This window comes from Paenibacillus sp. FSL R10-2771, from assembly GCF_038000205.1.
GTDB classification, from domain to species: Bacteria; Bacillota; Bacilli; order Paenibacillales; family Paenibacillaceae; genus Paenibacillus_AQ; species Paenibacillus_AQ phytohabitans.
The window spans coordinates 4,722,621-4,743,542 of the sequence record NZ_JBBOBM010000001.1; the positions used below are offsets into that span (position 1 = coordinate 4,722,621).

Annotated in this window: 16 protein-coding genes and 1 tRNA gene; 1 reads left to right on the top strand and 16 read right to left on the bottom strand. The window is 52.0% G+C overall.

What is annotated here, in order from left to right:
- Nucleotides 1-32 precede the first annotated feature (32 nt).
- The 14 genes from NSU14_RS20350 to NSU14_RS20415 all read right to left on the bottom strand — a co-directional run bounded on the left by NSU14_RS20350 (nt 33) and on the right by NSU14_RS20415 (nt 18,342).
- Nucleotides 33-1,037 (bottom strand): Gfo/Idh/MocA family protein, encoded by a 1,005-nt coding sequence (locus NSU14_RS20350; RefSeq protein WP_340947084.1) that lies wholly within the window; start codon nt 1,035-1,037, stop codon nt 33-35.
- A complete protein-coding gene (locus NSU14_RS20355; RefSeq protein ID WP_340947087.1) occupies nt 1,034-2,035 on the bottom strand; it encodes a Gfo/Idh/MocA family protein in 1,002 nt (333 codons plus the stop codon). The genes NSU14_RS20350 and NSU14_RS20355 overlap by 4 nt, the downstream gene beginning before the upstream one ends.
- A 79-nt stretch (nt 2,036-2,114) precedes the next feature.
- Nucleotides 2,115-3,020 carry a Gfo/Idh/MocA family protein gene (locus NSU14_RS20360; protein WP_076242769.1) on the bottom strand — a complete coding sequence of 302 codons (906 nt, stop codon included), beginning with the start codon at nt 3,018-3,020 and terminating at the stop codon, nt 2,115-2,117.
- Between the two features lie 664 nt (nt 3,021-3,684).
- Nucleotides 3,685-4,749: a glycosyltransferase family 4 protein gene (locus NSU14_RS20365; protein ID WP_340947090.1), complete on the bottom strand. Its 1,065-nt coding sequence runs from the start codon at nt 4,747-4,749 to the stop codon at nt 3,685-3,687.
- Nucleotides 4,746-6,638, bottom strand: a complete 1,893-nt coding sequence (locus tag NSU14_RS20370) for a WD40 repeat domain-containing protein (protein WP_336102948.1) — start codon at nt 6,636-6,638, stop codon at nt 4,746-4,748. The genes NSU14_RS20365 and NSU14_RS20370 overlap by 4 nt, the downstream gene beginning before the upstream one ends.
- A 2-nt stretch (nt 6,639-6,640) precedes the next feature.
- Nucleotides 6,641-7,696, bottom strand: a complete 1,056-nt coding sequence (locus NSU14_RS20375) for a zinc-dependent alcohol dehydrogenase (RefSeq protein ID WP_042135480.1) — start codon at nt 7,694-7,696, stop codon at nt 6,641-6,643.
- A gap of 121 nt (nt 7,697-7,817) precedes the next feature.
- Nucleotides 7,818-8,696, bottom strand: coding sequence for a carbohydrate ABC transporter permease (locus NSU14_RS20380; protein ID WP_042135479.1), 879 nt, complete (start codon nt 8,694-8,696; stop codon nt 7,818-7,820).
- 147 nt (nt 8,697-8,843) lie between these two features.
- A complete protein-coding gene (locus tag NSU14_RS20385) occupies nt 8,844-9,809 on the bottom strand; it encodes an ABC transporter permease (RefSeq protein WP_042135478.1) in 966 nt (321 codons plus the stop codon).
- 101 nt (nt 9,810-9,910) lie between these two features.
- Nucleotides 9,911-11,575, bottom strand: coding sequence for an extracellular solute-binding protein (locus NSU14_RS20390; protein ID WP_336102947.1), 1,665 nt, complete (start codon nt 11,573-11,575; stop codon nt 9,911-9,913).
- A gap of 530 nt (nt 11,576-12,105) precedes the next feature.
- Nucleotides 12,106-13,533: an extracellular solute-binding protein gene (locus NSU14_RS20395; protein WP_042135476.1), complete on the bottom strand. Its 1,428-nt coding sequence runs from the start codon at nt 13,531-13,533 to the stop codon at nt 12,106-12,108.
- A gap of 53 nt (nt 13,534-13,586) precedes the next feature.
- A complete protein-coding gene (locus NSU14_RS20400; RefSeq protein WP_042135475.1) occupies nt 13,587-14,708 on the bottom strand; it encodes a glycosyltransferase family 2 protein in 1,122 nt (373 codons plus the stop codon).
- A gap of 15 nt (nt 14,709-14,723) precedes the next feature.
- Nucleotides 14,724-16,196 carry a YVTN family beta-propeller repeat protein gene (locus NSU14_RS20405; RefSeq protein WP_042135474.1) on the bottom strand — a complete coding sequence of 491 codons (1,473 nt, stop codon included), beginning with the start codon at nt 16,194-16,196 and terminating at the stop codon, nt 14,724-14,726.
- A gap of 186 nt (nt 16,197-16,382) precedes the next feature.
- Nucleotides 16,383-16,748 (bottom strand): DUF4180 domain-containing protein, encoded by a 366-nt coding sequence (locus tag NSU14_RS20410; protein ID WP_042135473.1) that lies wholly within the window; start codon nt 16,746-16,748, stop codon nt 16,383-16,385.
- Between the two features lie 40 nt (nt 16,749-16,788).
- Nucleotides 16,789-18,342, bottom strand: a complete 1,554-nt coding sequence (locus tag NSU14_RS20415) for a S41 family peptidase (protein WP_340947101.1) — start codon at nt 18,340-18,342, stop codon at nt 16,789-16,791.
- A gap of 148 nt (nt 18,343-18,490) precedes the next feature.
- On the opposite strand from NSU14_RS20415, the gene NSU14_RS20420 reads away from it, so the two are divergent.
- A complete protein-coding gene (locus tag NSU14_RS20420; RefSeq protein ID WP_340947103.1) occupies nt 18,491-18,844 on the top strand; it encodes a VOC family protein in 354 nt (117 codons plus the stop codon).
- 455 nt (nt 18,845-19,299) lie between these two features.
- On the opposite strand, the gene NSU14_RS20425 is transcribed toward NSU14_RS20420, so the two are convergent.
- Nucleotides 19,300-19,372, bottom strand: a tRNA-Lys gene (locus NSU14_RS20425).
- A gap of 224 nt (nt 19,373-19,596) precedes the next feature.
- Entirely contained in the window at nt 19,597-20,916 is a 1,320-nt protein-coding gene (locus NSU14_RS20430; protein WP_218639431.1) for an APC family permease, read from the bottom strand.
- Nucleotides 20,917-20,922: the final 6 nt, after the last annotated feature.

Sequence of the window (20,922 nt, forward strand, 5' to 3'; positions counted from 1 at the left end):
TTAATGTGGTTACATACCTTCAAATCCTGGCATTACCTGTGCAGCTTAACCGGTTGTCCTTCCTGTACGGAACGGTAGGCATTCAATGCGACCTCCGCCGATCTGAGACCATCCAGTCCGGTCACCGGTACCGGCGTGCCTTCCAGCAGTGCCTGCACGAATGCCTGCAGCATCAGTCCGTTCATATCGTCTCCCCAGAAGGACCAGCTGCCTTTGCCGGATGCTCTGCCATACACATTGTTCTTCTGATTGAAGGCATCGATGGAGATGACTCCCTCTGTCCCGATGATCTGCAGGGTTACATCCCCCCAGGTGGGAAATCCGGGATTACGCGACCAGCTCGGGTCCAGAACGCCGAACACGCCATTTGCAAAAGTGACATGCACCATGCCGGAATCATCAATCGTCCGCTTGTGCTCAGGATCGAATAAGGTTCCCGCATAGGCATAGACCTGCTCGACCGGTGAGCCGGTGAACCAATTCATCAGATCCATCACATGTACTGTATGATCCAGCACAGCGCCACCGCCCGAAAGCGAAGGCTCGGCGAACCACGCCGGACCCGGGAACGAGCCTCTGTTGGTTCCTTTAAAAGCTATAATCTCTCCGATCTCCCCCCTGTCAAATGCCTCCTTGGCCCGGACCACCGGGGTTAGAAAGCGGCAGGGAAAAGCGGTCATCAGCTGGACCCCTTTGGCTTCGCAGTCTGCAATCATCCGCTCCATCTCCCCGGCAGAGAGGCCAAGCGGCTTCTCGCAGAGAACATGCTTGCCTGCTTCAGCAGCGGCAAGGGTATGCTCCGCATGATGAACATTCTCCGAGCATATGATCACCGCATCTATCGACGCATCGGCCAGCAGTTCGCGGTAATCGCTGTAGTAAGGGATGGCATGGCGCCTGGCCAATTCCTCTGTCCGCTCTGGCACGGGATCAGCGATTCCGCCTACCGTCACCTCCGGCATCTGTTGAAGACAGGCCAGATAATCATAGGCATGGGCATGGGCGAAGCTGAGCATTCCCACATTGAGACGTCTCATAGAATCCCTCCTTTGGCATCGAGCTTAACGGGAAGTCCGGTTGCCCCTGAGCTCACGGCAGCTTCCGCCCAGCGTACAGCCTGAACGGCATCTTCTGCCGTGACCTTAGGCTCCGCACCGCTGGCAATGCACCGCAGGAAATGCTCCAGCTCTTCATAGTAGGGGTCTTTCAGCAGCACGCTTGCCGGAGTCTCCACGAACCCCGGAGCAGACCCCGAGGCAGCTGCCCGCCGGATATGCACGCTTTCCCCGTCCGGGGTTCCGCCCGAGATAATGACTTCTGCACCGGCATATTCAAACGCAGTATGAAACGCGCCAGGATACCCCCAGAAGGCCTCCAGCTGGGCAAGCGTTCCGTTCCCGAAGCGGAAGGTCGCGGAAGCATAATTCATCGTCTCCGTCCGGTGCTCGAAGGCATACACCTCCTCCGCTTCACCAAAGGTCCCGCGGATATAATCAATATCGTGAATCATCAGGTCCACAATCACGCCGCCGCTCAGCGCCGGGTCGCGGAACCATTCCTGAACCTGGCCGGGATGCGAGCCTGCTCTCTTGGCATGGTAGATGCCGCCCCCGCCTCCGCCATGCTGCCTGATTCCTTCCGCAAGCTGGCTGTAGGCGGGGAAGAAGCGGACCACATGTCCGACAAATAACCGGACACCTTTACCGTTACAGTATTGGACCGCCTCCTCGGCTTCCGCGGAGGTCAGCGCCAGCGGCTTCTCGCAGATCACATGTGCACCGTAGTCCGCTGCCAGCCGTACCATCGGCACATGCAGATAGGTGGGTACAGCTATACTGACCACCTCCGGTTTCTCCCGTTCGAGCATTTCCTGTGCCGACAGGTAATACTTCACACCTGCCAGCAATCCAAGCCTCTCGGCCGCTTCCCCGTTGATATCGCATACCGCGATGAGCTGAGCCTCAGGCATGGACATATATCTGTCCGCATGAATGTTTCCCATCCCGCCGCAGCCGATCACTGCTGTCTTGAGCATTCCGTTTCTCCCCTTTCCGAATGTAACTCCTTATTACAAAAGAACAGCCTGTCCGTATCATCGGGTACGATTAAGCTCCTTACAGAAGCACGGTCTGCCCCGTTACCCTGCTCTCATTGGCCGCTTCCAGAAAGCGGATCAGCTCCAGCGTCACCGCCGGGCTTACGGGCGGAGGCGCTCCCCCCGCCATCAACAGAAACTGCCTTAGCAGATTCTGATGGCCTGCTTCATAGTGCCCGCCCAGCGCATTTACTGCTGTGCTGCCCCGTTCCCTGTGCAGCACAGCAGTGAAATCGGTGCCTCCGGTTACGTTGCCGCGCATGGTGCCGATCCGTCCGTCCCTCCACTGCCCGACTGCCCATTCCTGGGTTTCATTACTCTGGGCTCTCACCGATATGCAGCCTCCGCCAAGTGCCGCGTACAGCATCTCTGCGGTATGAATGCCGTACCAGAATAATCCCGGCTGGGTCGGCTGCAGCTCGAGCGGACCGCAGCAGTCTGCTCCTACAATGGAGCCTGCACTCTCATCCTTCAGCGCCTCATTCAGCGGCCCGCCGAACCGGACCATCGAGCTGGAGAAAACGGGTGTCCCGTAGCTTGCAGCAAGCTCCATGATGGCCCGGGCATCCGCGCTGGTGAGCGCAAGCGGCTTGTCGATGAACACCGGCTTGCCGTAGGGTGCCAGAACCGCGAACTGTTCACGGTGTACTCTTCCGTCTACAGAAGTCAGCAGTACCGCATCCGTTCTTTCGGCTACTTCAGCAATGGAAGCCACCAGCTCGACACCATAGTGCACCTGCAGCTCCCTGCTGATCGCTTCCACCCGTGAGGCGCTTAACGGGAAATCCGCCGAGCCCCCGGCATACCCGCAAGTCAGCCTCCCGCCGGGTACATGCAGCGGATGGGACGCACGGTTCAGCAGCGAAGCATAGATTCTGCTGTGTGAGGTATCCATGCCCACCATACCAATGTTCAGCTCTTTCAACTCTGCACCTCCGCCCGCGTAGACTTGGGTTAACTAGTACTTGCAGCAACTAATGTATTCTGTTCCAAATGGATATTCAGGGATAGTTGTATATAGTTGTATAATGTACAATTAAAAAAGCTCAAAAGGGATGCTTGCATCATATAACTGCAGTCTGTACAACTAAATTTGCCCGAATGGGCCAGAACCAAGGAACAAAGGCAGTTTAATTGTACGAAATACAACTAAACGGATTATTGGTTGAAAATCAGGTGATTTAGTTGTACAAAGTGCAATTAAGCATACCGCATACCGCCCTACCGTTTACCGTTTACAGCTTACCGCTTACCGCCTACTGCCTACCGCTTACCGTTTACCGTTTACCGCAAACGCCCAGACATATGCCGTAATCGGGTCATGGGTTGCCGTGACTCCAAAGAATATTTGGCCCTCCGGCCGCTGTCTGTCCCCAGGTTTCTTGATCTAATCCGCTGTTCGCAGTGGAAAATCTCAGCCAGCTTATGCTTCCGATGCTAGCTTTCCTATGGAAAGCTTTCTGGCGACGCTACCTTCATACAGCTCCAGTTCCAAATTCCCTTCCGCCGCTTTTCCCAGTCCGTATATTATTAAGTTCAATCTATATAGCAGTTAATGAACGCCCCCTTGTGCCTGCGGACAACTTAGATTAACTGTGGTATGCACGTTCCCTTACGAAATGTTCCAGCAGCGCCATGTATGCTTTTCCAACCTCTTCAATGCTATACACCGTTCTTGCCTTCTGCTCGCCCAAGGTCATCAAGCGTTCCCGCAGGGCGTTCTGTTCGAGCAGAAGGGCCACACGCCGGACACATTCCTCTTCATTTCCGGTAGCATACAGCGATACACTCAGCTCATCATCCAGCAGCTCAGGCAACGCTCCGACCTCCGGCACGACAACCGGACACCGGCAGGCCATCGCCTCCAGGACGGTCATCCCGAAGGATTCATTGCTGGTAGTACTGATATACACCCCGCCACTCCCGGCAACCGCAGAATAATAATGGTGCATCTCTTGATAATCCACTTTGGGCAGCCACTCAAAATGCCGGATTCCCAGCTCCTGCACTCTCGCCCGGAGTTTGCCGGTAATTACTTCGGGAGCGGTGTAACCGCCGACAAGCAGGAACTGCAGGTCCGGGAATTGCGCATTCAGCCTGCCTGCTATGTTCATGAAGGACTCCCAGTTTTTATGCCGGTCCAGCTTGCCTACCCACAGAATGGTAGGCGGCCGCTCGCCGGAGAGGGATTCGTATTTGAATAGTTCCGTATCCAGGCAGTTATTGATATGACAAGCATCTGTAATCCCGATTCCCTCCAGCATTTCCTTCATATAGGCAGAGGGCGTGATGACAAAGTGAAAGGGCAGGGTATCCCTGGATTCAGCCAGCTTCCGCAAGGGCTCTTCATAGGTGGTATGCACCTCGTGAATGATCAGCTTCCGTGCTTCCGCCGGGCCCAGCGCTTCATACAGCTCATAGGTATCAATGGTGATGATTACGTCAAAGTCATGCACCTTAATGTAGCTCCTGATTTCATCAGGTGTTCCGAGGATACGGACATGCGCATAGCCTTCAAAAGCGCCGGCCCCGCCGTAGTCCTCAAGAAAAGCAAAATGCACCTCCGCACGGCCGCGCAGAAACTTAAGCCTGTTCGCCAGCTGCGTGGTGACTCCGCCCAGCAGGCAAAATTTGTAGAAATATAGGATTTTCATGATTCCTCCTGACTTGCCATCAAGGCCTGCATCCGGTACAGCGCGGTTGCTCTGGCAAAAAACAGTTCCCCTTCGCCGTCCATCACAAGCAGCCGGGCATCGTCGTCCAGCACCTCAAGCCTGTCCTGGCGCACATCATATTGGAACAGTGTTTTCATTGCGGTTCCGTACAATATGCCTTCCCTGTACAGCAGCTCGTTGCCTCCCCGCCAGAAGTGGGTCATTCCTTCCCAATCCGCCGGGCACACTCTAATAGTCCGTTCCGTCTCCAGCGTTAGCGGATTAAACAGGAAAAGCAGCCCTGCGGTGAGTCCCCATACCTTGCCTTCATCATCCAGCGCCAGCGCCGGGATGGCCTTTTCTCCCGGTACCGGAACGCCCTCCCACACCTTGCAGCGGGTGTTCACATCCCAGATCATCAGGGACGCTTCCGTCCGCTCCGGCGCTATGCCGAGCCCTCCCCAGACAGAGCCTCCGGCGAACAAAAGGTCTTCACTTGCAGTCAGTGACACGATGCTCTGCTGCGGCAGCAGCCCCCTGAATACTTCACGCGCCCCGGTTCCGGGGTGCAGCAGGGTTAGTGCACCTCCATGCCGGCCGTAGGACGGTACGGTTCCGATAGCCAGTTCTTCTCCCGCCCGGGTCCAGGCAAAAGCACGGTCCTGTTCTTCGCCTTGCAGGGAGAAAGCCAGCCTGGGATTAAGGCCGGGATTCCATTCCCGTGACGGGTCATAGGCGAAGATATTCGCTTTGGGGTACACTCCCAGATACATAACGCCGCCAGCTTCCATCATGCCCTCAATCTGCCCGATCCCCCGGCGGGAAACGATTTCCGAGGTGGCCGGATCGTAACTGGCCAATCCCCCGGCGAAATAACCGCCGGTATACAGCTTCCCTTCCCGCCCCCAGGCCAGGGACTGCAGGTGAACCGGCTGCCCCTGCAGCATGAAATCCATGACCGTGTGCCGGTCATGCTCCGGATCATAGATCCAGCAGGTCCCGTCCCTGCGCACACCTGCCAGGCAGCTTGCCTGCGGATTCAACGGATGGCCCTCCAGCCAGCCGTAGTCTCCTGCCGGTTCCGGCATGGCAAATGAAGTAGGGGTAAGCACGCCCGTTGCCAATGCATAACGCTGCAGAACATCATCCTTGATGAAATAGATGTTCCCGTAACGGTCAGGCGGCGACACACTGAGTCCACTTACATGATCGATAGAATTCTCCCATTCGCGCAGCTTCAGATCATAGATATATAATCTAGAACTCGGTGTTATCCGAATTATCAGCTTCCCGTGTACAATATTCAGATCATACACCAGCTGCTCTGTGCGGCTCTCTTCCGGCAGGCTGATTTCACTCCGTTCACCTGTCTCTGTGTCCAGTTCCACAATATGCGGACACCGGGTTCCAGCCCCCACATATAGCTTGCCCTCCCAAGCTTGCATGCACCGGGCATATTGCTCTCCGTCCACCATGGCGCCGTAATCTCTGAACTGTCCCGTGGACGGGTTATATTGAAAGACTTTGCCGCCGGGATAGCAGCCTCCATAGATGTTGCCTGCGTTGTCGGCGGCAAGCCGCCAGGTGTAGAATTCGCCTGGAATCATCTCCCCCAGGTTCTCGATGCCCTGTTCATGCGTAAATCTGTATAGAATCCCGCTGCCGCCGATGTAGATTCCGCTGACCGCCGCAACCACTCCCCAGCAATGATCCGAGCCTTCCAGCGCGAATTGCTGCACTGGCTCGGTACCAGCAGGATCAAGTACAAACAGCATGCAGGGACTGCCGGAGGATACGGCATAGATCCGGTCCTGCCCCTGCCGCTTGCCATAGGCCGATGCCCATACCGCAAGCCCGTTCAGCGGCTCGCCGATCCGCAGCGCCTCCATGATTATTGCCCCTCCCGGGCTTGGGCTGCAGCAGGCTCTGCTTCCTGAACACCGGTTACAGGATAGGCGAGCACTGCTCCCAGCAGCTCTGCAGGAGATTGTGCATACTGTAAGAACGCATCGGCTGAACGCTCCAGGGGGAACACCTTGCTGATCAGCGGTCCTACCTGAATATCGCCTTCAGCGATCAGCCGGATGTATTCCGCCATGTTGCGTCCTTCGGTCCAGCGGACGTAGCCGTAAGGATAATCAATCCCTTGCTTTTCATAGACAGGATCGTAACGGCCCGGACCGCCTGCTCTGGAGATCAGTACCTGCGCTTCCTTCCCGAACATCAGCTCCCGCGAGAAGTCCGCCTTCACATCTCCGACCAGCAGCACCTTCCCCTGGTTCCTCACCCATTCCAGCGCCTGATCGACAAGCCCGCCGGATTTGCCCCCGGCACAGATCATTACGGCATCCGCTCCCATTCCCGCCGTCAATTGTTCCAGATGCGAGCTGACCTGCTCCGGACTCACTGCAATGTGGCGGATGCCAAGGCTCTCGGCGATACTGCAGCGCGCTTCAAGCAGATCATAGACGATGACCCGGCAGCCGGCAGCCCTGGCAATTTGCGCAATCAGCTGGCCGAGAATTCCTGCTCCAATCAGCACCAGCGTCTCGCCGAACTGCAGGTCAGCCTGCCTTACGGCATGCACTGCGATGGCTCCAAGACCCACCGTTGACGCTTCCACCGGACTGACATGCTCCGGAACCGGCACCATGAGATGCTGTGGCATCAGCAGCCATTCCGCGTGTTTCGCATAAGGCCCCCCGTAACAGGCCACCCGCTGGCCAACTGGCCAATGCTCCATTCCCTGTCCACGGGAGCGGATGATCCCTGCCGCACTATATCCGAGAACTATAGGTTTCGGGCGGTGAGCACCATTCATCATCATTTCTGTTCCGGGGCTGATGGCCGAATATTCTGTCTCAACGAGCACGAATCCGTCCTCCAGCACCGGAGCGGGAATCTCAGCCACGTTAATTTCACCATTCTGGGATAGTACCGCCTTCATATAGCCTCTCTCCTCCCGACTGCTTCGCGCAGATTACGGTGCGAATGTTGTTTTCTCTATTTATGCTCTGTTTCTGCTGTGTTTCTGCTCTATTACTGCTCTGTTCTGCTCCATTGTCCGCTTACTCTTTCAGTGCTCCGATCATAACGCCCTTGACGAAATACTTCTGCAAAAACGGATAGATCATCAAAATAGGCACCGTTGCGATAATAATCGTCGCGAACTTGATAGATTCACTGATGCGGAACACCTCATCCTGCGTAACGCCGGCCAGCATATTCTGCGCGGAGGACTGAATCAGAATTTCCCGCAAAATCAGCTGCAGCGGAAACAGATCACGGTCCTGCAAATAGATCATCGCCGAGAACCAGCTGTTCCAGTGTCCCACCGCATAGAACAGCGTCATTACCGCCAGTACAGGCATCGATAACGGCAGCACAATCCGCAGCAGAATGCGGAAGTCATGGGCACCGTCGATTTTGGCCGATTCCACGAGGCTCTCCGGTATGGACTGGAAGAAGGTCCGCATGACGATCAGGTTAAAAGCACTGACCGCGCCCGGCAGCAGCAGCGCCCATCTTGTATCGTACAGTCCGAGCTCACGCACATTCAGATAGGCCGGAATCAGCCCCCCGCTGAAGAACATCGTGAACACGATGAACGCCATGATCAGGCTGCGCCCCTCCAGATTCTTTCTGGACAGCGGATAAGCGCCCAGAGTGGTTAGAACCAAATTGATAAAAGTGCCCGCGATGACATAAATGAACGTATTTCCGTAAGCGGTCCAGATCCGCTGGTCCTCAAAAACCAGCTTGTACGCATCCACATTAAAGCCCTTCGGCCAGAAGCTGATCTCGCCGGCGGCGATTGCATGCGCATCACTGAATGAGGATACCAGTACATACCACATGGGATACAGGAACAGGAAGGAACAGAAGATTAGGAACAGAACATTGCAGCTGTCAAATATCAGTTCCGGAATGCTGCGTTTGATTACCACTGTCTTCCCTCCTAAGAGTTTTGTTAGGATGACTTCACTGATCAGCTTCGTACAAAACTAGCTTCGGAAGCATACGCCAGAGTTTAATGGAGCTATACTTCCTGTGTGAACAGCGCACTTAAACTGGCTTCGGAAGCATAGCTCCCCTCACCATAAGCTGCTCTCGGTGGTCTTCCGGCTGATCCGGTTCGCCAGCACCAGCAGCGTGAAGTTGATCACGGAGTTGAACAGTCCCACCGCCGCCGAGAAGCTGTAATCGGCTTCCATGACACCGCGTCTGTAGACAAAGGTGGAGATGACGTCTGCCGTGACGTAGGTTCCCGGATTATACAGCAATATAATTTTGTCCCAGCCCACATTCAGCAAGGTCCCGACATTTAGAATCAACAGGATCAGCACTGTGGGCAGAATTCCCGGCAGTGTAATGTGGGTAAGCTGCTTCCAGCGCCCGGCCCCGTCCACAACTGCAGCCTCATAGAGGCTTGGGTTAATGCCGGACAAGGCTGCCAGATAGATGATAGAGTTCCAGCCCAGGCTCTGCCACATGCCTGAACCGACATAAATGGTGCGGAACCACTCCGGCAGGATTAGAAACTGAATCGGCTCAGAGATGATTCCAATGCCGAGCAGCAGGCTGTTGATAATGCCTCCGGGCTTCGTGAAGTCAATAATCATGCCGCAGATGACAATTAATGAAATGAAATGCGGCAGATAAGACACCGTCTGCAGGAAGGACTTCAGCTTTTTGATCCGCAGCTCATTAAGCAAAAGCGCAAAGACCAGCGAAGCCGGAAAAATGAACAGCAGCGAATAAAAGCTCATTAGGAAGGTGTTCTTCAGCAAACGGAAGAAATAATAACTCTCAAAAAACTTCTCGAAATTTTTGAAGCCCACCCAGGGGCTGCCGGCCACTCCTGCGAAAGGATTGAAATCCTTGAAGGCGATTATCGCCCCGTACATCGGTTTGTATTCAAAAATGAGGAAATACAGCACAGTGGGCAGCAGCATGAGATAGAGATAACGGTTAGCCATCATACGCTTCAGCGAAAGGGAACTCCGTTTCGTCCGCTGTTTCCTGCTTTTGGCCTTGATTGCATTTACGGGTACTGCCATAGGGGGCTCCTTTCCCGGACAGAGGCGAGGGTACCGGTTATCTTAGTGCCAGGGAGCTGCCGGAATTTCCAGCCCACCCGGCTAAGACAGCCCTGCTCCGCTTATTTTCCTTTAAAACGCTCATATGCAGCCTGATACTGCTTCAGCACCTCGCCAATCCCCATTTGCTCCAGCTGCTTCATGACTTTGTCATAATCCTCGAAGCTCTGGCGTCCCATAATCTGGGCATTGATCGTTTCAGCCACATAGGTCTGAATGTCAGCCATAAGCGGGACCACAGTTTCATTTTCTTCAGCCGTGAATTGTACTGGCGGCAGCTTCGCGTCAAAGTCAATATAATCCTTGTAAATCTCCAGCGGATTCTCCGTTTGCCCGTTCGCTTCACGGATCTGTTCGGCATAACGGGTATCGGCCACTGTAGCCCAGCTTCCGCCGCCGATGGTATGGTTCAGCAGCTCCTGCGTATTGGTCAGCCCGTTCGTAGGATGAGTAACCTCTTCCTTATATACCGGCTCGCCGTTCACCAGATCATAAGACTTGCCTTCCACCCCGAAATTGTTCAGCAGAATACCTTCTTCGGAATACTGGTAGTCCAGCCACTTCATCACTTCTTCGGGATGTGCAGTCTTTGAGGATACTGCAAGTCCATGGGCCGCAGCCTGCCAGCGGAAGGAGACATGGCGCTGATCACCGTTAGGCCCCTTTGGAGGAATGGCTGCTGCAATTTTGAAGGTGTCATGCTTGCCTTCCATCAGCGTTGTGAAGTTCCCCATATAGGACCCCGACCAGCCGAACCAGGCACCGGCCACATCCGTGGTAACCTTCTCGGTCAGCGTCTGGAACGTTGTGTCCACCAGATAGTTCGGGTCCAGCAGCTGTTCTTCATATAGACGGTTCAGATAGGCAACAACATCCTTGAACCGCGGATCATTAGGCCCGAATTTCACTTCACCGTTATCCACGAAGAACCCGTATTCGACACCAAAGGCCGGTGCGAACAGCATCATAATGTTCTCCAGATTGACGGTGACGAGCGGAATTTCATCTTTTTTGCCATTACCATTGGGATCCTGCTCCCTAAAGGCTTTAAGCATGTTATACCAGTCTTCTGTAGTTTGCGGCATCTGGAGTCCCAGCTTCTCCACCCAGTCACTGCGGACCTGAGGGAACATTTGGGTCAAATCCTGGGAATCGAGTACGAGGTTCGGCAGATAATAGATATGCCCTTCAGGCGAGGTGATTTGTCCCCGGATATCCGGGTGGTCATCGAGGAGCTTTTTGAAGTTTGGTGCATATTGGTCAATCAGATCTTCCAGTGGAAGGAGCGCTCCCTGAGCGCCGTATTTGCCGGAGTCCGTCCCCCACAGATCGTTATAGATGATATCCGGAAGCTTGCCGGAGGACATCAGCAGACTGAATGCTTCTGCGCTGGCTTCTGTACTGTGCTGAAAGTTGATATGAACGTTGGTGTTCTCTTCCATTTGCTGAAAGGAGTACTTCTCATTAAAATCGGTTCCCCGGAAATTCCCCCCGCTTGGGGACCAAAGGGACAGCTCCAGCTTGTCCGCCACAATCGGCACCTGAAGGCCGCCAACGGACCGGCTTCCTTCTACAGGAGCAGCCGTCTCACTCTGAGTACCCGAAGAGGCCGATGGTTCAGCGGCGTTGCCTCCATTATTGTTTGACCCTCCACAGGCGGACACCAGTGTAACGAGCAGTGTCAGGACCGGCAACAGCAGAGCTAGCTTCCTTTTAGCAACATTCATAATTCAGCCCCCTATTAATAAGTAAAAGTAAGATAGTTCCTATGAGATATTTACTAACACACGATAAGGGAATCAACAGTACATCAACATTTCGTTTTTACGGAATAGCTATCAGCGCCTTTCCTCTTGATTTTCTCCTTCAGCCTGTACATTTCTCAATAATTGTGACGTTTTTCTCAATCTTGACTTCTTTTTGATTTATATCCAAGCTATTCAGATCTATATTTTCGCATTACTGATATACATCTGATGTATACATTATATTTTCACCTTCCATTGAAGTCAATTAAATTTTGACTATTTATCAGCATTTATGTAATTATACATCACATTGATATTTCATCAATCGAATTTCTCATCATAATATTGTGAAAAAGCTAACATGATTTGATATGAAATATTTCATTATTTTCATTTCATGTTTTCTTTTTACACCACTTCTAGCAGTAACACAGCAAAAAAAGCGTAATAATAGCAGAATCCTGCCATCATTACGCTTAATCACCGATCCAGAACCGCTGCAGCCTCGCTCAGGTGAGCGTGTCCGTTGCCCTATCCGCCTTCGCCCTGTTTTCTTCAGCAATCAGCCGGCCCATTTCCTCATACATAGAGGTCTCATCAATCATTCTGGACCAATACGCATTCAAGAGCTTGCGGAAGCTTTGCAGTACAGCAATAGGAAGCCCCAGATCTCTGAGGTATGAAAATGTTGGAAATAGCTCTCTGTACATCAGATATCTCGAAGGACGGTTCAAATGATCATCCACGGTCATTTCAGCAATCCGTTTGCGTGCCGGAATACTGACCGAACGTTCGCGGATCATCCGCTGCGCCTCTGCCGAAGCCAGGAAGCTGACGAATTGCCGTGCCGCCTCTTTCTGCCGGGAATTCCCCACAACCGCCGCACCGATGGTGACGAGCAGTGTTTTTTGCGGGTCCCTGGCTTTGAGTGTTGGAAGCGGGGCCAAGTCATAATCCAGGGGAAGGTCCTTGAACTCGTTCAGATTGTAGTAGGTCGCCAGGATCATCGATACCTGCTCCTGCACAAACAGCGATATTGTCTCATCCTCGTGATTGCCAGCCAGATATTTGGGGAAGATCTGATGATTGTTCACCAGCCTGCTGTATATATCCAGACTGTTGGCGGTCTCGGGACTCAGTGTGGGATGGTGTCCTCCGTCCTCCGTGATCCGGATTCCGCTCTGCAGCAGAAACACCGAATAGCGGTTCTCGGAGGCGGGTACAAAATACACGGCATGGCGCCCCCGTTTCTCCGACAGCTGCCGTGCCGACTCCATCAGATCATCCCAGGTCCAGTAACTGTCCGGTTCAGGCAGGTCAGCCTCACGGAAATGGGCTTTGTTGTAGCAGAGCACCACGGGAGAGAAGGAAATCGGATAAGCAAACAGCTGTCCCTCATGCAAAAAGGCTTCGCTGGTAATTGGATACAGCCCCGGATCGGGCTCCAGCGCTTCAAGCAGCTCTGCGGACCCGTTCTCGGCCATCTCCTGAAACTGGGTACTGTTGAGGGACAACACATCCAGCATTCCGTTATTCATCAGCTCCAAGGCCGAATTCACATGATCGAAGTCATTCAAGGCGAGCGGCAGAACATGAATCCCGGGATGCAGCCGGTGGAATTCTGCTATGAGATCGTCCAGCTTGAAGTCCTTGGTCAGGGAAGAGCTGCAGCCGAAATGGATGCGAATCCGCTCCCTGACCGACTCCATTACCACGCTGCCCACACGGTCAATCTTCAGAATCAGACCTTCTTGTACAAGGACATCCAGTCCTCTGCGGACGGATTTGTTACTGAGCTCAAACTGTTTGGCCAGCAGGCTCTCGGCAGGAAGATACGCTCCCGGCTGCAGAATACCGCTAAGAATATCTGTTCGGAGCTTGCTTACCATATAATCCAGTCTTTCCCGGAAGGACTGACGTCCTGATTTATTATTCATGTATTATTCTCCCTGCACCACTTAAATTTACATCATCACCTTTTTATTGTGCTTCAACATGGAAAGGTTGTCAAACGCAAATCGGCCTGCTCCTTAACCTTAAGAATTTCTTTTTCCAACAGATTAATGTTGTTGAGGATGCTCTGATCATCCGGGAGATATCCGGAGGCTAACTTGTTATGATGATAGGATAGTTCATATTCATTAAGGTGGTAGTAACACAGGCCCAGCTGCATGTGGGGCAGCCAGGTTCTGGCCACATCATTAGAGATGGCCCAAGGATTAACAGGCGGCGGCGATTCGATAGCCAGCTTATACCAGTACACCGCCTGATGAAATTGCTCCTTTTCCAAAAAGAAATAAGCCAGCCGGCAGCAGAATTCCGGACGGGGAATATCATAGGTGAACGATTTGAAAATCCACTCCTGCTCCTTGTCCCGGTTTCCCATGTGGTAATAACAATCTGCCAATTTCGAACAGACATGAATTATATCTTCTATTGTACGCTGATTAGAGTCTATGAATTGCAGGTAAAAGAGAACTGCCTGTTCATAGAAGCGATGCTGATGCAGCTCCATGGCATAATGCAAAGTATCCCGTGCTGTAAATTCCACCCCGGAGGACAACAGCAGTTCATAAATTCTCAGGTTCCGCTTAGTATCTGAACGGCTATGATTCTTCAGATGAGTAATCACAATATCACTGTCCAGACAGCCTTCTTCTATCGACAAATCCTCATGCACCGCCCCGGTCCACTCGTAATTCCGGGAGCGTCTGACCAGCCTTACGCGCCGGACCTTTAATGTGGCGTTCCCGTATTCATCAAAGTCGCAGTGATAAGGCATAGACACCCGATCAATGTCAGGAGACAGAGAATGTTTGAGCTCCAAAAGCTTCTGCAGCTCCGCAGGCAGCAACACATCATCTGCATCAAGCCATAGGATATAATCCATTGCCGCTTGCGCAAATGAATAGTTCCGTGCCTCGGCGAAATGATGCTTCCACTTATACTCCCGGACATGAGGCGTCCATCGCCCGGCTATTTCTTTGGTGCTGTCCGTTGATCCGGTATCCACAATGATGATTTCATCCACGGCCTCCTGTACAGATTGTATACATCGTTCCAGTGTAGCTTGCTCGTTCCTCACGATCATGCACAGACTAATTGTAATCATCGCGCTCACCTCTTGTTAAGGATTGATCCCTACTCCTAAAGGGGTGGTACCTACCGTTATGCTGGAAGTGACAGTATTTCTGTTCCCGTCGATAACGGAGATCGTATTGCTCCCGGCATTCGCCACATACGCACCATTGGTCAGAGGATTTACCGCTACACCGAGCGGACTGATCCCCACTGGAATGGTGGCGGCAACGGTATTGGTACTTCCGTTAATGACGGACACATTGTTACTGCCCTGATTGGCGGAGTAAATCAGATTAGTGTTAGGATTCAATCCGATGCCGCTTGGTACTATACCTGCCGGAACCGTAGCGATAATGGTATTTGACAAACCGCTGATCACCGAAACATTGCTGCTGTTTGAATTTGTCACATAAATCCGGTTGGTACGGGTATTCACTGTTACTCCTACAGGAACAGCCCCAACAGCAACCGTAGCAATAACGGCATTGGATATTCCGCTGATGACAGAGACATTGTTGCTGCCTGTATTTGCTACATAGATCCGGTTGGTGATCGGGTTCACCCACGCACCGAATGGCCCGGCTCCTACGGCCACACTGGCAATCACTTCATTGCTGCCCCCGTCAATCACCGAGACATTATTGCTCCCTGAATTCGTAACATAAATCCGGTTGGTATTGGGATTTACTCTTACCCCATTTGGTGTAGTCCCCACAGTAACAGTAGCTATAACCGTATTAGTGCTTCCATCTATCACCGAGACATTCCCGCTATCCTCATTGGCTACATAAATCCGGTTGGTTACAGAGTTCACCTCTACACCAAACGGCCCCGCACCAACTGCAATCGTAGCTACAACAGCATTCGTATTCCCGTCTATCACAGAAATATTGTCGCCGCCGTTGTTGGTCACGTACATCAGATTAACCGAGGCGGGCTCCGCTGATCCGGTAGCTCCGGTAACTCCTGTGGCTCCTGTGGCTCCGGTCTCTCCACTCGCACCCGTAGCTCCTGTAACTCCCGCAACTCCTGTAACTCCCGTAGCTCCAGTCACTCCCGTGGCTCCAGTCACCCCATTCACTCCTGTCACTCCCGTAGCTCCATTCGCACCCGTTGCACCAGCCACTCCCGTAGCTCCCGTGGCTCCCGTCACCCCCGTCACTGCTCCTAATAATTCAGCGGAAACCAGCCTGTGCGCCGTCACCAAATTACCCGTAGCGTCTTTTCCCCATGCAGAAATCCGGATCTCATCGTTCACGGAAGCAGATGTGGTGAAAAGAAATTCAAAGGCATTCAAATCCGCGTAATAAGTTCTGGTTATCACTTGATTCGGGGACAGATTCAGAGTTTCACTCACATATAATGTTCTTGTCCCATCCAAAAAATAGCCTTCGACCACAACCGTCGAACTGGAGACACTGCTTCTATTATCGACTTTGACTGTCACCTGCTGCGTAGGCCTTACCCCGGTTGAGGCTGAGACATTGTTCTCAATCGGTCCCGTAGATAATAAGCTCATCGTCACCACTCCCCTTTCACTCAGATTGATATAAAACAATTTTTCAATATAGTAGTATTCGAATTTAATAGTGAAGGTATAGACGTAATGCCTTTTTAGCGCATATTGTTCTTTTGCCTCACTGGAAAATACAAAAAAAACCGATCCAGCCGGATCGGAGTTTGAGTTGTTTCTTATAGCGTATCTCTAAACCTTACTTAACTGCTCAACCGCCTGCTGCTCATCCGCCAGGAAAAAAACATCCTTCCCGTTATTGCATTCATAAATGAAGTCACGCAGACTCCGGCTCGTGTATCCGCTGAAATCTCCTACGATCGCCACCTTCAGCTGATAATTGATGAACTTCTGTAGAATCTCACCGGCCAGCCGGGTCTTCAAATCAAAAAATCTTTCACTCAGCAGAGCTTTATGTATGACTATCCGGTCGCAATCGACTTCATACCGTACCGTTGCCATTAGATCCAGCGCATCCTGGACATCACTGACTAAGGTCTCGCTGCCGCTCACTACGGCTATCGTTTTTCCGCCGTTTACTACTGGTGTTATATTCATTACCAAATCCTCCTAATATGTACTTAGAACTCACATTCCATTATAGACTCAGCATGACCTTGCGGATCCACTCCTCATTCTTCAAAACCTCAGGTTCATAACTCTCCGGATAGGCCGTTGGATAGCGGGATTCGTCCATCAGCACATCCGGCGCAGTCCCGTAGATTTCATTAATCCGGCCTTCAGCGTTGCTGTTCAGGTCCGTTTCGAGTTTAAATATAATCCCGCTGTTCGGCAGAGCGTACCTGTAAGGCTCCATATAGACACAGGCTCCACCCGCCGTATTCGTTCCGGCCACCGTTCCCAGGCCCAGCTTGCGGACAGCGGCCGTGAAGTTGTCTGCTGCCGAGAAGCTGTCACCGTCTGCAAGCACATATACCTTTCCGTCAAAGAGAAAAGAATCTTCCGGCTGCCAGTACTTGGTCACCGTATAAGTGTCCCAGTCCGCAGAGTCTACTCCCGGGAGTTGCTCTTTCTTAACCTCTGTTACGTCATATCTGTCCTTATTGGTCAGAGTAGAGCTGACGAATTGTTTGTACAGGCGAAACCGCAGCCCGAAACGTTCACCGAATAATTTCTTCACGCTTGCGGATTGCTCGTAATCCACGGGCGCTTTTAACAAAGGCTTCAGCAGATTATCCGCCCAATAATCATCATCACCGCCGCCGTTCCTCCTTAGATCAATAATCAGCTTACTGTATTTCCCTCCCGACTTCTTCATGAAATCCTGAATAACCAGTCGGTCCTGCTCCTTATACATATCTGCAAAGCTAAAAATCCTTATATATCCGGTCTGGTCATCCAGCTCAACGGGGATAACATTGCTGTCAGGCTGTTCATTCCGGTATGGCGCCGCATATCCCTTGTACACCAAGAAATCCCCCTTGGCCATCGTGCCATCCGGGCGGACCGCTTCAATCATCCAAGCACCGTTCCCCGGATCAGCACTAAGTAGCGTCTGCAGGTATACCCGATGAAGCGCAGCATCCCAAACTAGATGAAGCCGTGTCTGCAAAGACTTAACATAATCCTCAACATCCAGACCGTTAATTCGCTCAATTATTGAACCTTGCGGAAAAAGAGTCTCTCTCGCCTGATAATCCTGCGCCAGCACATATTTACCCTGCTCATAGTGGATGTCTGCTTTGCTGTGCACATACATCTCCACACCGGCCGCCATGTTAAGCCAGTAGTCTCTGGAGCGGTAGGCTTGTTTATCAATGTTATAGAAGAAAGCAAGCATAGGATTGTACGGCTCATCAAAGACCACCTGTGCATGGCCGGCTTGCCCCAAGAATGTCATGTATTCATAGAACAGCCGGAGAAATTCAGCATTATCGGCAGATTCCCCGGCCCGGGTTATGAATGCCTGACCGATTACGTCCATATTCTCAAGACCTTTATCCTGCTCAAGCGCCTTATCCAGCGGATAAACCTCCTTCACGAGCTTGGCCAGATATTCAAAATCCTCCCGCTTCCGGGCCGCTGTTAATTCAGGCACCTCTTGTTGCGGACCCTCGCGCCATATCGTTCCTATGAAGGCCAGCAGTCCCATAAGTACTAGAAATATCAATAGCAGCACATACTTCCTCATCTTCCGGCCTCCGGCAATATAACAGAATCATTCCAGATAGATTATAACGTTACCGGCAGACTGTGTATGTTAAAAAAGCCGTACACATAGCGTATAATAGACACTACCAAAATTCACAGCAAAGGATATGAGAAACATGAACTTGAGTATGAACTGGATTACGCTCAGAGTGCGCGATCTGGAGGCTTCCCTTGATTTCTATCACAGGATTCTGGGCCTTCCCATTGAGCGCAGATTTGAGAGCAGAGGCAGGCAAATTGTCATGCTGGGTGCAGAAGGACAACCGAAGATCGAGCTTATTCAGGGAAGTGATCCGGCGCTAAAGCCGGAGTGCGGTATTTCAGTAGGTTTCGAGGCAGGTTCACTGGACGAGGCTATGAAGGAGCTTAGTAACGAGGGAATTCCGGTAGCACGCGGACCCGTCTCGCCGAATCCGCATCTGCGGTTCTTTTACATTCTAGACCCGGACGGCTTCGAAGTACAGATTGCGGAGCATTGCTAGCTCCTGTTCTGACAAGCATGATCAAGTTTAATTTCAAGCGAATCAGCAAACTACGGTAATTGAGTATAGGCTAATGCTAATTAATGAGTCGTGCTTAGAGATCGCCGCCGTAGTTTACCCAGTACATAGAGTATTAAATGGAAAAACGTATCTTAATTTCGCTCTTTTGACTAATTTCAGGATTTTAGTTGGAGAAACGTCACTTAATTTCTCACATTCACTCTACTTTATGGCCTTTACCGCAAATTAAGTGCTGTTTATCCAACTGCTGTCCGGCGAGGGCTTCTCTATTCATCAGCAAGTGGAGAAAATCATAACTATTTCCGGCGCTGATTCAGCCCAACCCTCGCCAACGCTGCTCCCGGATGCCTTAGCCGCCTCTTCAGCGATATTCCAACTTTATTATTCACGCCTTAAACGATAAAAAAACGGCATCTCTGCCGTTTCTTGTGTGATGGACTCTCAGGGGCTCGAACCCTGGACAAATAGATTAAGAGTCTACTGCTCTACCAACTGAGCTAAGAGTCCGTATGTGTCTATGTATTCTGATCTACAAGACGATAATCTCTAAGCTGTGAACGCCCGCTCAAAAGATACTTTCATAGTATACTTAATATAACTCCCCTTGTCAACAAATAATTATATTCCCTCTTGCTCAGCCGTTAACTGCTGCAGTACAAAGCCCTGAAGCACCTTGCACTGCGCAGTTTATTTCATATTCAGCTTACCCTCGGACAATCTGTGGACTTACTCTACACACGGTTCTTCCGGATCATCACATAATAAATCGGGAGTCCGGCCAGCGTAATGCCGATCCCCACCAGCGAACGCAGCGGATCACTGATGATCGTGCTGGCCAGAATATAGATTCCGCCTGCCACGCCAAGTATCGGGGTGAACGGATAGAGCGGCACGCGGTAGCGGCCTGGTTCATACGGCATTTTCTTGCGCAGGATGAACACGCCGAACACACCCATCGTAAAGAAAATCCACAGGACAAACACCAGCAGGTCTGTCAGCGTATTGAAAGTTCCCGAGAAGATGTAGATCACCGCCAGCACACTCTGAAAAATAAGCGCATTCGCCGGGGTCTGGAACTTCGGATGAATACTGCTGAGCACCCGGGAAAATGGAATCTGCCGCTTCTCCCCCATCGCCTGCGGCACCCGCGCAGCGGTCATCAGATACCCGTTCAGCGCTCCTAATACGGAGACAATGATGCCTGCTGTAATAAAAGCTCCGCCGCCGCTGCCGAATAGCGCTTCTGCCGCATCTGCACCCGGAGTCTGGGAGGAAATAATCTGATCATAGGGCAGCGCTTTGAACACTGCAATGTTGAACAGTACATATACAGCAATTACAAATATAACGCCGATCGAAATGACTTTTGGCAGTGTTTTGGCCGGATTGTTGATTTCACCCGCCATATTGGTCACGCTGATCCAGCCGTCATACGCCCAGAGTGTGCCCAGAACCGCCGCCCCGAAGCCCGCGCCTGCCGCTGATGCACTGATTCCTCCAAAGCCGGGAGCCAGATCCGAGAACAAGCCTACGCCCACGATGCCCGCTACCGGAATCAGCTTGCCCACAGTTGCCACAGTCTGGATGATTCCGCCGAACCTTGTGGCGATGACATTTATCAGCAGAATGAAAGCCAGAATACCCACGGCCAGCAGCTTCTGCTGCCAGTGATTCAACGGCAGGAAGTAGCCGGAGTATGTGGCAAAAGCAATCGCCAGCGCGGCAACAGAAGCCGGATAGGAGATCACAGCCTGCACCCAGCCGAGCAGGTAGCCGAATACCCCGCCATACAATTCACTTAAATATGTATACAAACCTCCTGACTTCGGAATCGCGGCAGCAATTTCCGCCACGCTCAGCGCCGAAGCCAGTGTAATAATCCCCCCGGCACCCCAGGCCAGGATACTCATCCATGGAGTTCCCGCGTTATTCAGCACAATCCCGGGCTTCAGAAAGATCCCCGATCCGATAATCATCCCTACCACAAGGGCCAGGGCTTGCATGAAGGTGATACTTTTGGTTAACGGCTTCGAATTCATAATGTGATTCATTGTCCT